Source organism: Rhodospirillaceae bacterium (assembly GCA_018660465.1).
GTDB lineage: Bacteria > Pseudomonadota > Alphaproteobacteria > Rhodospirillales > JABJKH01 > JABJKH01.
In genome coordinates, this window is record JABJKH010000056.1 from 1 (window position 1) to 13,833 (window position 13,833).

The 13,833-nt window shown below is 51.5% G+C and carries 11 protein-coding genes; 6 read left to right on the forward strand and 5 right to left on the reverse strand.

Translation table 11 applies throughout. From position 1 onward, the window contains the following. On the forward strand, positions 1–2,196 hold a 2,196-nt coding region (locus HOM51_08320; protein ID MBT5034512.1), incomplete at its 5' end, for a DUF4114 domain-containing protein. A gap of 152 nt (positions 2,197–2,348) precedes the next feature. On the opposite strand, the gene HOM51_08325 is transcribed toward HOM51_08320, so the two are convergent. Next, positions 2,349–4,508, reverse strand: a complete 2,160-nt coding sequence (locus tag HOM51_08325) for a PAS domain-containing protein (protein MBT5034513.1) — start codon at positions 4,506–4,508, stop codon at positions 2,349–2,351. A 166-nt stretch (positions 4,509–4,674) separates the two neighbouring features. On the opposite strand from HOM51_08325, the gene HOM51_08330 reads away from it, so the two are divergent. Beyond that, the gene (locus HOM51_08330) at positions 4,675–5,337 is read left to right on the forward strand and encodes a hypothetical protein (protein ID MBT5034514.1); all 663 of its coding nucleotides are present in this window, start codon (positions 4,675–4,677) and stop codon (positions 5,335–5,337) included. An 8-nt stretch (positions 5,338–5,345) separates the two neighbouring features. Here the strand turns inward: HOM51_08330 and HOM51_08335 are convergent, their stop codons facing one another. Next, the gene (locus tag HOM51_08335) at positions 5,346–5,621 is read right to left on the reverse strand and encodes a hypothetical protein (protein ID MBT5034515.1); all 276 of its coding nucleotides are present in this window, start codon (positions 5,619–5,621) and stop codon (positions 5,346–5,348) included. Positions 5,622–5,678: 57 nt separating this feature from the next. Beyond that, on the reverse strand, positions 5,679–5,939 hold the full coding sequence (locus HOM51_08340; GenBank protein MBT5034516.1) for a hypothetical protein: 261 nt from the start codon (positions 5,937–5,939) through the stop codon (positions 5,679–5,681). Between the two features lie 39 nt (positions 5,940–5,978). Here HOM51_08340 and HOM51_08345 point away from each other — a divergent pair, with 39 nt between their 5' ends. Next, positions 5,979–7,574 (forward strand): peptide chain release factor 3, encoded by a 1,596-nt coding sequence (locus HOM51_08345; GenBank protein MBT5034517.1) that lies wholly within the window; start codon positions 5,979–5,981, stop codon positions 7,572–7,574. A gap of 18 nt (positions 7,575–7,592) precedes the next feature. Here HOM51_08345 and HOM51_08350 read toward each other — a convergent pair whose 3' ends face one another. Continuing rightward, positions 7,593–9,890 (reverse strand): methyl-accepting chemotaxis protein, encoded by a 2,298-nt coding sequence (locus tag HOM51_08350; GenBank protein ID MBT5034518.1) that lies wholly within the window; start codon positions 9,888–9,890, stop codon positions 7,593–7,595. A gap of 174 nt (positions 9,891–10,064) precedes the next feature. Further along, positions 10,065–10,412 carry a TraR/DksA family transcriptional regulator gene (locus HOM51_08355; protein ID MBT5034519.1) on the reverse strand — a complete coding sequence of 116 codons (348 nt, stop codon included), beginning with the start codon at positions 10,410–10,412 and terminating at the stop codon, positions 10,065–10,067. Positions 10,413–10,695: 283 nt separating this feature from the next. On the opposite strand from HOM51_08355, the gene HOM51_08360 reads away from it, so the two are divergent. The 3 genes from HOM51_08360 (at position 10,696) to HOM51_08370 (ending at position 13,830) form a co-directional block, all read left to right on the forward strand. Then, entirely contained in the window at positions 10,696–11,685 is a 990-nt protein-coding gene (locus tag HOM51_08360) for a tripartite tricarboxylate transporter substrate binding protein (protein ID MBT5034520.1), read from the forward strand. A gap of 50 nt (positions 11,686–11,735) precedes the next feature. Beyond that, positions 11,736–12,227, forward strand: coding sequence for a tripartite tricarboxylate transporter TctB family protein (locus tag HOM51_08365; protein ID MBT5034521.1), 492 nt, complete (start codon positions 11,736–11,738; stop codon positions 12,225–12,227). Positions 12,228–12,300: 73 nt separating this feature from the next. After that, positions 12,301–13,830, forward strand: a complete 1,530-nt coding sequence (locus tag HOM51_08370; protein MBT5034522.1) for a tripartite tricarboxylate transporter permease — start codon at positions 12,301–12,303, stop codon at positions 13,828–13,830. Positions 13,831–13,833 lie beyond the last annotated feature (3 nt).

A 13,833-nucleotide genomic window follows, 5' to 3' on the forward strand; every position in this document is an offset into this window, starting at 1 on the left:
ACCGATACCTTGCAACTGTCCAACAGCTACGACGACTACAGCATTAGTTTTGATGGCGACCAAATGATTGTCTCCGGACCGGAAGGTGTGGATACGGTGACCGGCGTCGAGATGCTGGAATTTGCGGACGGGACCTTGGCCGTGGAAGACATTGGTCTGGAGCCGGTGGTTAGTCTCTCGACATTCGGCGGCGACGAAGATACCGCCATCGCGATTGATATCGGTGTCGATGTGATCAACCCGTTCGAAGAGGTTGCGACTGTTTCGATCTCTGGTGTGCCGGAAGGTTCTGATCTTTCCGCAGGTACGGATAACGGCGGCGGCAATTGGACGCTGACAGCAGGCGATCTTGAGGGCCTGACGGTCACACCGCCTGAAGACTTCTTTGGTCAGCTTGATCTGTCCGTTTCGGCGACATCTACGGAAGGTGTTAGCAGTGTCAACGCGCCGTTGGCGGTTGATGTAGCACCGGTCAATGATGCGCCGGTTCTCGAAGGTGATGGAACCCTTGAAGTTGAAGCCGGTGGTACGACGACGGTTACGAGTGAAGACTTCAACGTGACCGATGTCGATAATGATCCGTCTGAAATCACCTATACAGTCACCGATGAGCCCGACCATGGAACGCTGTTCTTGGACGGCGAAGCGTTGGATGAAGACGACATCTTTACTCAAGAGGACGTCGACAATGGTCTCCTGCAATACACGGCAGACGAGGCTGGATTTAGCTGGGCTGAAAACACCCCGTCTTGGGACGAAGGTGGTGCGCCTATTGACCAGAGTAATCTGACGGTGCCGGAAACTGCAGAAGGTGTCACCGTTGTGTTCGAAGGCGAAGATGCTGGATTCCATAACACGGTCGGCTGGTACAAGCTGGACGAAAACGGCGATCCCATGGAACCACAAGTGCTGTTCGTGGATGCATCGGAAGATGGAAACACCCTGGAGAAGGGTACAGAGATCACCCTTGAAGGGCTTGAACCTGGCGAACAGTTTGGTTTCTTCGTGATCCAAGACGGTGCAAATAAATACCCCAACTTGGCAGAAGCTGTCGAAGCTGGCGTGCCGTTGAATTTTGATGAGAACGGCAACATCACGTTTGAGACCAGCGCCCTCGAAGGCACCGATGACAACGATGTTCTAACGGGCGGATTGGGCGCTGATATTATCGACGGCGGCGACGGCGATGATACCATTATCGGCGGTAGCGACGACGACTACCTGTACGGCGGCGAAGGCGATGATGTGCTGTCTGGTGGTTCCGGCGATGACATTATTGATGGCGGTCGGGATGACGACACGCTGATCCTGTCCGGCAACTTGGAAGATTACATCATCACCCGCGCGGGCGGCACCTTCACCATCGAAGACACCCGTGAAGACGGCGATGGTACGGACCGGGTTGAACACGTCGAAGAATTTGAATTCGCTGATCAGACTCTGTCGAAGGATGATTTGAGAGACGAAGCGGAGAATCTCGAACAACGCGGTAACCGGGGTGACAATGAACTTACCGGAACCGATGGCGACGATAAGCTTAAGGGTGACCGGGGCGACGACGAACTCAGTGGCGGCGACGGCTTCGATCAGTTGGACGGCGGTAGGGACGACGATATCCTGATCGGCGGCGCGGGAGATGATGAAATCAAGGGCGGCTCCGGTGATGATACTGCCGTATTCTCTGGTGACCTGTCCGATTACTCCATCACCCAAGACGGCGATAGCTTCTTCGTTTCAGACAATCGCGAAAATGGCGATGGCACGGATGAAGTAAAAGAAGTCGAGTCCTTCCAGTTCAATGATCAGACTGTATCTAAAGACGATATGGAAGACATCGCGGAAGAGGTTTCAGATGATGAACCAACCTCGATCACCATCGAAGCCAGCGACATCTTCTACACCGGTGATAGCTTGAACCCGGACGGTGTCAATCACGCGATCTCCGGTACCAACGACGATGGCAACCTGATGATCGGCTTTGAAGATCTGACCGGTGGCGGAGACAACGACTTCAACGACGTGACGATTTCCGTCAAATACGAAGGCGTTGACGATGGCGCTTCTGACACCTTCGGAATTAAGGCGAACGATGGTGAGGACGATCTCCAAGAAAATGATGGCACTGATGGCGGCTATTCCGTCACCGACGGTGAGGCCGCAGTCAGCGTGGTGATTGATCCGAATAGTATGGGGTAATCGGTCTGTCGAGGGTTCTATGCTGCGTCCTTCGAGACGCCGCTTCGCGGCTCCTCAGGATGAAGATGAATTTTAATTCTTCATCCTGAGGAGCGCCAAAGGCGCGTCTCGAAGGACGCGGTATTTATTTCCAAACTGGATTGAATCGCACCCTACGCCTTAGGCGGGTCGCTGAAGTGGGCCCATTCTTGGCGGCCGTCCCGGTTCTCCAAATAGTTTATCAACGCGGTGACGGGCTTGCGGTCAAATTTTTCGCTGGATTCTTCCATTAAGTTCCCGATGGCTTTATCAATTGTCAGGGCTTCTCGGTAGGAGCGGATGCTGATCATGCCAACGAAGGCGCGGGCAACGGCCAGGATGCGAGCGGTTTGAATAATATTTTCGCCAGCTAATTTAAGCGGCCCGCTGCCATCGATTTTCTCAATCGTCTGGTTGATGGTTTCGACGACCTCCCCTTCGAAGGAGACATCTTTTAGAAGTCGCACGGTAACCTGCGTTACATTTGCGAATAGGGTGTATTCCTCCGGTGTTAGCCCACCCGGCTTTATCAGCAATTCTTCAGGGATAAAGATTTTTCCGAGATTCAACAGGCTGCCCGCAATATTCAACGTTTTGATTTCCAAATCTTCCAAGCCCATTTCCTCGCCAATGCTGCACGCGACTTGGGCGATGCGGCGGGAATGATTGGCGGAAAACGGATCACGGAGATCGACAACGTTCACCAGGGTGTTGATCAACTGATGCAGCATGGCCTCGCTGCGTCGGCGTTCGCGAGTCAGCTCCGTTACATCATCCAAAATCATCAGCACGCCGGGCGGGTAGTCTCTGTCGCCACGTAATGGTATGTGGTCGGTCTTCAAGACGTTCTCTTCGCCATCCTCCAATTCAAAGTGGAGCATGTGTGATTCGCGGGTTGTGGCGACGGATGTGGTTGGGTTGTCGGTTTCCGCGATTTCAAAATTCGCCAGGATGCGCTTGTTAATCTCCGCCAGCTTTGCAGCTTTAATCGGGCCGATCACCGACGCCATGGTCTTGCCCAGCATGTCTGCTGGCTCAATGCCGGCGTCTTTGCCGGCTGGTTCATTGGCGAAGGTAAACGTCGTTGTGCCATCAACCGCCGCAATGACGGTTGGTTGGCTGTTGGTCACCAGCCGCATGAACTTGCTCATATTCTCAAAACGTAGCGACGAGACGCGGAAGGCCTCAGCTGCCTGGGTTGCCCGAACAGAACTGCCATGCCGCCAGACCGCAATGATCGCGATGGCCACGCCAACAATGATCAAGACAAATACAGTCAGAATGGTTTTGAGCCGGGTCTCGGTTCCCGACAAGGCTTCGGCCTGGGAAATTTTTCGGACCAAGGCCCACGGTAAGTTCGCCAAGGCGCGGGATGTCACAAGAGAGGGTTCGCCGAGATAATCCCGCTTAACCGCAAAGCCACCGGGTTTTTCGATGGCGTAGGTTGCAGCGAGTTCCGGCGTGTCTGCGGATAAGGACCGCTTAAGCGGTGCTGTGCCATCTTTAAGCGGCGATAGGTATTCCACTGTGCCGCCGGATTTCCGCACGAGATAAGTCTCAGACGTTTTTTCTGTCTCACCCGGTTGCTTTAGGCGTTCGAATAGGTCTTTGCCGATGGGGCGCATGCCAATGACAGCACCAATGCCCTTTGTGCCATCGTCCTGGATGCCGAAGATCGGCAACACGAAACCGATAGTTGGCAGGTTCGTGGCCCCTCTGAACACATCGATCAAGGCAGGCTCACCTTCCAGCGCTTTTAGAATGGCTTGCTTAACCTTGGAAGAAAGCGGCGGCATGCCGGGGGAACTGACCAGGGGGCTGCTGTTTGCATCCACCAGGGCCAAACCTGCGACCCCTGCCTTTTCAACATTGGCAGAAACTTCGCCCACGGACGGGGGCGGCACGAAGCCGGTGCGCTCCGCCGTTGCGACAAGGAGGTTCCGTAAATAACCCGCCTGCGCAGCTTCATCCGTGACGTCGGCTGTTTTGCCTTCGGCCAACGCGAGTTCGGTCATGTAGAGTTGTAGGGACGCGTTTTCCGCCAGTTCGCGCATGACGCCGAATTGTTGTTCTGCCCATTCGTTAACGGCGGCAGTGCGGCTGTCGGCGACGATGCCGAGGCGCACTTGCCAAGCCGCAAGGTCGCGTGATCGTTCGTCCTCGACAAACTTGAAAGCGAAGAACACAGCGGCACCGATGATGGCAATCATGGCCAAGCCAATGCCGAGCACCATCTTGTTTACTGAGCGCCGAACCTTAACTTCTTGTTCGTCCGGTTTTCCCTCTTCAGCCATATCTTCAATTCCCCCTGATACCAAATTGTTGCGGCTTCTGTTGCCATACGCAAGAAAGAAAAATTCTGTCAGGCATGGTTCACAATTCGGTTAAAATCTATCCAACACTATTTTTTATCCTGGTAAATCTAAGTATACTGTTAATTAGAGGCTATATTGGACTGTCATGATGAAGACGATATTACGATTCATTCTTTGCACTGTCATGGGTGCGGCTGTTGGTTTTATGCTTTTGGGGCCGGACATGGCTTTGGCAGCAAAGGCCGATCCGAGCTTCTTCCGATCCAAGGAAATTCGCTCGTCCAACCTTAAACCCTTCAAGAAATGGACCGGAGCCTTGGGGCGCTACGTTAAAGAACGCGCCAAGCAAAAAGGATCATGCAAGGCGACCAAGCTGAATAAATGCCACTACGCGGCATGGGTGAAGTTTCTGACAAGCATTAAAGGTAAGGATAAACTGACGCAAATTCGCCTCGTCAATAAATACATGAATCAGGCCAAGTACACGACGGATAAGACGAACTGGGGCCGGAAAGATTTTTGGGCGACGCCAGGGGAATTTATGTCCAAGTTCGGTGACTGCGAAGATTATGCAATTTCCAAGTTTCTTTCCTTGCGAATGCTTGGCTTTAAGCAGTCAGAACTTCGAGTGGTTGCAGTGAAGGATTTAAACCTGAAAGTCGGCCACGCCATTTTGGTGGTGTATTACGGCGGCAAGGTTTTGGTTTTGGATAATCAGATCAAAAAGGTGATTGATGCCGCCCGCGTGCGTCACTATTCACCCGTTTTTTCCATCAATGATAAATATTGGTGGCGGCACCGGACTTAAGACTGGACTTAAGATTTATTGCGCTTCTCAATTGTGCGACGGCGAATTTCGGCAAACCTTCGATCCCCATCCATACGGCGTTCAAATCCGCTGCGGCGTTCTTTGCCAGCTCGCTTATCGATACGGTCGCCCGCAAGACTAGAAGGTTCGCCTTCCCCAGGTCGCTTTCGCCTTTGGTTTCCCGACCGGCGATTCATCTGACGGCGACCCGAAGGTTCCCTGCGGTCTTCTCTTTTTCGGCGTTCCTCCGCGATGCGGGGATTTTGCGGATCGTCTTCGGTCATGCGGTGGAATTCCTCATAATTCTTAAGAAGTATAATATATTGATCGTTAAATTAGTTCTAATCGGCTGTGACGTCACGGGTGTGACGGGCAGATTTCAGGATTGAGACGAGTTTTAGAGAAATTTGCATGATTTTCGCGAGAACGGGTGGGTTTGTTTCAGGAATATTTTGTTTCTTGTGACGATCAAGAAGGACTGAAAATAAATCTCTCTCGGTCAAATTCAGCTGTACGTCTTTCATAATATTGTTATGAAAGGTTTTGGGGCAAAATTCGCCAAAGATTTTAGTGGCGTCTGAGGGGATTATCAGTACAGTCACGCCCCGCACCCTAAATTTTTTTAAATAATCAAATTTGCCATGCCTGATCTTAAAGACCACATCGCCCGTCGGCGTACGTTCGCGATTATTTCGCACCCCGATGCGGGAAAGACGACGCTGACGGAAAAGCTTTTGTTGTTTGGTGGCGCCATTCAACAAGCGGGTGCGGTTAAAGCCCGTGGGGCACAACGTCGGGCGCATTCCGATTGGCTTAAAGTGGAACGCGAACGGGGAATTTCCGTCTCAAGTTCGGTCATGACCTACGAATACGGCGACTGCACTTTTAATTTGTTGGATACCCCGGGCCACGAAGATTTCAGCGAAGACACATACCGGACCCTGACCGCCGTCGATTCCGCGGTGATGGTGATCGACGCGGCGAAGGGGATTGAGGCACAAACCCGTAAGCTGTTCGAGGTCTGCCGCCTGCGCGATATGCCGATCATCACCTTCATTAACAAGATGGACCGGGAAGCCCGCGATAGTTTTGAGTTGTTGGACGAGATCGAACAGATATTACAGCTAGATGTTTCACCGGCAAGCTGGCCCATCGGCATGGGGCGGAACTTTCTCGGCTGCTATGATTTATTTCAGGAAAGGTTGTTGCTGCTGGATCGGGATGCCCGCAACGACGTTGTGACAGACGAAGGCGAAGCCTGTGATGGCTTGGACGATCCGAAGCTGGATGGTTTCTTGCCCGATTATGCGCTGGAGGCTTTGCGCGAAGAAGTCGAAATGGCCAGGGGCTTATGTCCAGAATTCGATCAGCAGGCCTATCAAGACGGTAATATGACGCCGGTCTTCTTTGGCAGCGCGATTAACAACTTCGGCGTTCGTGAACTGCTGCATGGCTTGATCAACATGGCCCCAACGCCTAGGCCGCAGCCGTCCACTGAGCGCATGATTGCGCCGGACGAGAAAAATGTCAGCGGGCTTATCTTTAAGATTCAAGCCAACATGGACCCGCAACACAGAGACCGAATCGCCTTCATGCGTTTGTGCTCCGGGCATTTTAAACGCGGCCTAAAAATGCATCACGTGCGTACCAACAAGACGGTGAACCTGCACAATCCGGTGATGTTCCTGGCCCAGGATCGTGAATTGGCGGACGAAGCTTATGCGGGCGACATTATTGGTGTGCCCAACCACGGCAACTTGCGCATTGGCGATACGTTAAGCGAAGGCGAGAACATCCGCTTTACTGGCGTACCCAGTTTCGCGCCGGAGCTTTTGCAAACCGTGCGTCCAGATGATCCCATGCGGGCTAAGCATTTAGGTAAGGCGTTGCAGCAACTGGCAGAAGAGGGTGCGGCGAGCGTTTTCAAACCGCACATCGGTGCCGACTGGATCGTTGGCGTGGTCGGGGTGTTGCAGTTCGAAGTTCTCGCCGATCGGATCAGAACCGAATACAAAGTACCGGTTCATTTCGAACCCTGCTCACTTTATACCGCCCGCTGGGTCGAAGCAGACGACACCCGCGATCTCAAAAATTTCATCGACGCCAATCAAGGCAGCGCCGCAGATGATCACGATGGAGGGATTGTGTTTTTAGCCCGGAACGCGTGGCACTTGGATAAGGCGGCGGAAGAATGGCCAGACCTTCGGTTCCTGAAAACAAAGGAACAATTGGCCTGACCATTGATCTTTCGGCGCTTACATAGCGCGAATTTCTACGAGGAAATCTTCGACCGCTTGATTCAGCATGGCTGAGTTCTGGCCCAATTCAGAAGAAGTCGAACTGACTCCATCTGATGCTTCTTGCGCTTGTCCAGCGACAACAGACAATTGAGAAATATTTTCGGAGACTTCTTGTGTGCCTTTGGAAACTTCTTCGACGGTGCGGACAATTTCCTGGGTCGCGGCGTTTTGTTCCTCTACTGCGGCAGCAATTGCGGTCGTGACTTCCTCGATCTCTTTAATCGTCGTTCCGATGGAGCCGATGGCACTAGCAGCATCACCAGTTCTCGCCTGAACTTCGTCGATTTGGACTTTGATGTCGTCGGTTGCTTTTGCAGTTTGGTTGGCAAGGTTTTTAACCTCTGACGCCACAACCGCAAAGCCCTTGCCGGCATCACCGGCACGGGCGGCCTCAATGGTTGCGTTCAAGGCCAGAAGGTTGGTTTGCTCCGCAATATCCGTGATGAGAGCGACGACCTCGCCGATGGCTTGGGCCGCTTTGACCAGATCTTCAACAGTTTCCTTCGCCGTGTTTGAGTCGGAAACGGCACCTTGGGAAATTCCGCTTGCGTGGGAAACCTGGCGGCTGATCTCTTGAATGGAACTGGTCAGTTCTTCAGTGGCAACCGCAACCGATTGAATGTTTGTTGCGGCTTCTTCGGAAGCTTCGGCGACGGTTGCTGATCGGGTGCTGGCTTCTTGTGAGACAACCCCCATGGTCTTGGATGTGGTCTGCATATGGGAGGCTGCATCGGATACCGAGTTTGCCACGCTGCCGACGTTGGATTCGAAGGAATTAATCAGCTCGATTTGTTTCGTAACAACGTTCCAGGTCAACATCGGGCCATAGTAATCACCGGCATTGTCGTAGACAGCGGAGACGCGAAGGTCCAGGGTCTCTGTGCCAACGTTGATTTGTGCGCGGTGCGGCAAGTGTTCATCGGTTGAGAGCATGTTCCGCTGATAAGCCGGGTTTTTGTGGAAGATATCGATGCAAGTTCCAATGAGATCATCGGTCTTAACCGGCAACAGGTGTTCGATGGTGCGTAGGGTTTCCTTGGAAGCTTCGTTCGCGTAAGTGACATTGAAGGTATCAAGGTCGCACAGCATGACATTCATGGGCATCGTGTCGATCATCTGGCCTTTGGTGAAAGCTTCGATACTGGTTTCACGCAATTCTACCAAGGCTTTGCCCATATCGCCAATTTCATCACCGCGGTCTTGAACCTCAATCTTGATTCTGATGTCACCGCTAGCGAGACCTTTAATGTTGCGCGTGATCGAGGCAATCGGACCTGCAATGGTGGTTCCTGTACCAAAGGCCAGCAGTAAACCAACTACCACACCCACAATGCCAATGATCACAATTTCGGTTTCAGCAAATTTGATTGAGTGTTCAGTTTCATCGCGAATGTGATGTTCTTCTCTGGTGAACTTTTTCATCATCCATTCAGCATCAGAAGCCAATAAATTTGACGCTTCTTTCATTTCCCCATCGATGAGATGGCGCAGTTCTTTTTCATCTTCGTGAATCTTGTTGAAGGTCGCGATGTAGTCTTTCAGCAATACATTAATTTCGTCGTGAAGCTTTTTTTCTCCTGATGTAGTTAGCGTTTTTCCAAGTGCCTTCAGAGTGCTGGTTAATGCTTGGAATTCTTGATTGGCCTTTGGGCCGAAGGAATTGTCCTGACGACCAATGAGAATGTTGGCATAAAGCCGAGCCTTTAAGGCGTGTTCGCGGGCGGCGGTGACATAGGTCATCGCATCCCGATTTCCCTCTTTGGCAGCCCGCTTCAGGATTTCGTTGAGATCTTCAACAATTTTGATGCCTTCGGGTTCAAGTTTTTTGTGAATTAACCCTCGGAATTCGTGATCCAGTGCTTTGGCCTTCTCGAAGTCCTTGATGTAAATATCAAATTCTTTTTTCAGGTGTGTCGCCTTGGCAAAAACCTGTGGGTTGGATTTGACCTCATCGATTAACTTCTTGATCAAAGGGGCAAGGGTCTTGGCGATTTTTGCGACTGCTTTGGCGTCCTTATCGTGTCCGAGGTTAGCGAACTCTCTCGCATGGGCGCGAAGTTTAAGGAATTCCGCTTCGATATGGGCAACTTCTGCGGCCTCATCGGCGATTTTGGTTAGTTCCTCAACCTCATGACCAACGGTAACGAAGTTGGAATAACTTAAGACGGACATCACGCCCATTATGGCAATTACAATGCCAAAGCCGACAAATAGCTTCGCCTTAATGGGAAGATCGTTCGCTAATTTTTTCATTCTAGATGTCCTTAATTTACCGAAATACCAAATGGCACATTTCGTTCTAACTTAAACATATGGAAACGGTTTAGAATAATTCAATGAAGTGATGTTAAAGTGTGTGAAATTTGACGAATTTTGAATTCATTGTTGAAAAGGTTTCGATCCGTCAAATGAAAGAAATCGGTTCGTTTAAGTGGCTGCGCAGCTGATGCACGTCGGCGTTGTTGGATCAAGTTCCAGCCGTTTGGCCTCGATCTCTTCATCACAACTAAGGCAGTAACCGTAGGTGCCGTCTTCGATGCGCTGCAAGGCGGCGTCGATCCTTTTTATTTCCAACTCTCGCCTGCGAGCTTGTTCCAAGGCCATGGCTTGACCTTGCAGCGCGTCCATGCGCGACAGGCGACCGACGGCGGTCTGGTCCAATTCAACGGGTTGTCGCCCGTCTTCGCTGGTTTCGGCCAAGCGAGTGAGTTCCTGCTTCAAATCCTTCAGGATGCTCTTGGTTTTCTTAACGTTGACGTTGGGGCGATTGGTCATGGCTTAAATGTAGGGTGATTTGGGGTGAATTACCTAAACTATTTTGCGATTTATAGAATTTTGTCTGTACAGACCTGCTATTGCCACCTAACTTTTATCGGTATACAGGATACCAAATTTGGTATTTTGTAAAATTGGCTTTGGGATAAGCAGCCACGTAACTTAATCGTGATAACAAAAAAAAGATTTGCGTACGCTGTAGCAGGTCGTAGAGTCAAATTTCTAAAAACGTTTTTATAAAAAAACGTTGATCACAAGGGACGGTATCACAAGGGAGGTACACATGAAGACCCTACTTAAATCTGGAATGGTTGGGATCAGCGCAGCTGTTGTTCTCGGCCTCGGCTTTACCGCCGTATCCAAGGACGCGAATGCGGCGTGGGAACCTAAGAAACCTGTTGAATTCGTCGTGATGGCGGGCAAGGGCGGCGGTGCGGATAAGGCTGTTCGTTTGTTCCAATCCATCATTGCTAAGAATAAAATGTCTTCGAAGGCATTTACGCCGATCAATAAGCCGGGTGGATCAGGTGCAGAAGCCTTGGTCTACATGAAGCAAAACCAGGGTAATGATCACCTGATCATGTTCACCCTGAACAGCTTCTACACCACCCCATTGCGTCAGCCTCGTCTGAAAGTCGACATCTCGACCTTCACACCCGTTGCGCGTATGGCAGAAGATACCTTCTTGCTGTGGGTTAACAAAAAATCCGGCATCAAGAACGTTGCTGACTTTGTTAAAGCGGCGAAGGCCAAAGGTAACAAGTGGATCATGGCGGGTACGGGTAAGAACTCCGAAGACAATCTGCTGACTGACTTTTTAAACTCCGCTTATGGCTTGAATATGAAATACGTCCCGTTCAAAGGTGGTGGACGTGTTGCTAAAGAACTCGCGGGTATGAACGCGGATTCCACCGTGAATAATCCATCTGAGCAGTTGGGCTTCTATGAAGCTGGTAAAACGATTGCTTTGGCTGCCTTCACACCGAAGCGTCTGCCTTTGTTCAAAGATGCGCCGACGTTTAAGGAGTTGGGCAAAGACTACGTCTACTTCATGCAACGTACCGTTGTCGGTGCGCCTGGCATGAGCAAAGACGCCGCGGCGTACTACTCAAAGCTCTTCACGAAAGTCTTCAATTCCAAAAAATGGCAAACCTATCGGAAGAAGAAGAGCCTACAAGGCGACCTGTTGAAGGGTAAAGCCTTGATGAAATACTGGTTGCATGAGCGCGATGTGCACCGGGGTATTCTGAAGAACATGGGCGTGATCAAGTAGCCCGGCTTTAGACTATCGAAACGTCAGATAGATAGGAGGAGATCGTTATCATGCGATTGGCGGAACTTGTAATGGCAATCGTGATGGCGCTCTTCTCCATCTATTTGATGTGGCTCAGTACGGAACTTCCCATTGGTTGGATAAAGGGCGAAGGCCCGGGCGGTGGGGCTTGGTCGTTCTGGCTCGCACTTGGGATGCTGCTGAGTTGCTTGTATGTGATTTACACTTGTATTCGCGGCACCAACATATTTTCAGATTCTGAAGACTCCTACATGGATAACCAGGACGTAAAGCTGTTTGCGCTTACGGCTGGATCACTGACCGTCATGGTCGGTCTGATCCACATCATCGGCGTCTATTTCTCTGTTCCTTTATTCCTAATTTTCTACATGCGCTTCATGGGCAACCACAGTTGGCGGCTGACTGGATCGGTGGCAGTGACCATGCCGGTCGCGACATTCTTGTTTTTTGAAAAAGCTCTGACGATTACCCTGCCAAAAGGTGTGCAGGCCGTTGAAGAGCTGTTTTATCCGTTTTTATAGGGCGGCGTTTGTTGGGCGCGTCTGATCTTCAATTCTCCCACAAATCTAGGGCCGGGCTTCTAAAGTAAATATCATGGAAATTCTCGATTTACTTCTCAACGGATTTGGCATTGCATTTCAGCCCCTGAACCTCGGGCTTATCGTTCTTGGGTGCACGGTTGGGTTGTTTATCGGTGCCATGCCGGGTCTGGGATCAGTAAACGGTGTGGCGATCTTGTTGCCGATGACGTTCCTGGTGCCGCCTGCAAGCGCAATTATTTTCTTAGCCGCGATTTATTATGGTGCGATGTACGGCGGTGCGATCAGCTCAATCATGTTGGGAATTCCTGGCGCATCGACGGCGGTCGCAACGACCTTCGATGGACGACCCATGGCGATGAAGGGGGAGGCTGATCGGGCCCTTGTTGCCGCGGCGACGGCCTCATTCGTTGGCGGGACGATTTCAGTTATTTTGTTTACCACCATTGCGCCGCCTTTGGCAGAACTGGCACTGGCGTTTGGATCGCCGGAAATTACAGCGTTGATGTTATTGGCGTTCGCGACCTTTATCGGTCTTGGCTCTGACGATATCGCGAAGACATTTTTCTCAATCTTTATCGGCTTGGTGTTCGGCTCAGTCGGCATGGACATCATCACCGGCGAGCCCAGGTTGATCTTCTTTGACCTGCCTGGGTTCATGGGCGGCATCAACTTCCTGGTTCTGGCCATCGGTATTTATGGCATTGGTGAAATGCTTTGGGTGATTGAATCGTCCCGCGGTAAGGTCGAAGTTTCTCAGGCGAACGTGACGGTTTCGCGTATCGTGCAAAATCTGAAAGATCTTTTGAGTTCCTGGAAAACGGCGTTGATGGGGTCGGTCTTGGGCTTCGTCGTCGGTGTCCTTCCGGCTGCGGGTGCGACGCCGGGGTCTTTGATGGCCTACGGCATCGCCAAGTCAACAACCAATGACCCGGATTCATTCGGCAAGGGGAACGTTGACGGCGTTGTCGCACCTGAATCTGCAAACAACGCAGCCAGCACGGGCTCGATGCTGCCGATGCTCACGTTAGGTATTCCCGGTTCCCCAACGACGGCGATCTTGCTGGGTGGCATGGTCATTTGGGGGCTCGAGCCCGGACCCATGCTGTTCGTGAATGAGAAAGACTTCGTTTGGGGTCTGATCGCCAGTCTGTATGTCGCAAACTTCTTTGCCCTGTTGGTGAACATCGTCTTCATCCCAGCGTTTATCTGGGTGTTGAAAATGCCCTTTACGATATTGGCACCGATCATTTTCGTGCTGTGTGTGGTTGGTGGCTATGCCCCGACCCAGAAACTGCACGATGTCTGGCTGATGCTCGGCTTCGGCGTGGTCGGGTTCTTGATGCGGAAGTTGGATTATCCCATGGCACCAGCCGTTTTGGCGATTGTTTTAGGCCCCTTGGCAGAGCCCGCCTTGCGTCAATCTTTGCTGATTTCCGATGGGTCGTTTGACATCTTCTTTACCCGAATGATCAACGGTTTGCCCATTGTCGGGGCGATTACGGTGACCGCGCTCATTCTCTTATTCCTTCCGTTGCTCAAGCACATCAAACGAATGGCTGGGGTCGGCAAACCAGCAGGGTAGAAG

What these genes read in the sequence shown, in the direction of transcription:
- HOM51_08325 (MBT5034513.1), bottom strand. Translation starts at nt 4,508, where the DNA reads ATGGCTGAAGAGGGAAAACCGGACGAACAAGAAGTTAAGGTTCGGCGC.
- HOM51_08330 (MBT5034514.1), top strand. Translation starts at nt 4,675, where the DNA reads ATGATGAAGACGATATTACGATTCATTCTTTGCACTGTCATGGGTGCG.
- HOM51_08335 (MBT5034515.1), bottom strand. Translation starts at nt 5,621, where the DNA reads ATGACCGAAGACGATCCGCAAAATCCCCGCATCGCGGAGGAACGCCGA.
- HOM51_08345 (MBT5034517.1), top strand. Translation starts at nt 5,979, where the DNA reads ATGCCTGATCTTAAAGACCACATCGCCCGTCGGCGTACGTTCGCGATT.
- HOM51_08350 (MBT5034518.1), bottom strand. Translation starts at nt 9,890, where the DNA reads ATGAAAAAATTAGCGAACGATCTTCCCATTAAGGCGAAGCTATTTGTC.
- HOM51_08355 (MBT5034519.1), bottom strand. Translation starts at nt 10,412, where the DNA reads ATGACCAATCGCCCCAACGTCAACGTTAAGAAAACCAAGAGCATCCTG.
- HOM51_08360 (MBT5034520.1), top strand. Translation starts at nt 10,696, where the DNA reads ATGAAGACCCTACTTAAATCTGGAATGGTTGGGATCAGCGCAGCTGTT.
- HOM51_08365 (MBT5034521.1), top strand. Translation starts at nt 11,736, where the DNA reads ATGCGATTGGCGGAACTTGTAATGGCAATCGTGATGGCGCTCTTCTCC.
- HOM51_08370 (MBT5034522.1), top strand. Translation starts at nt 12,301, where the DNA reads ATGGAAATTCTCGATTTACTTCTCAACGGATTTGGCATTGCATTTCAG.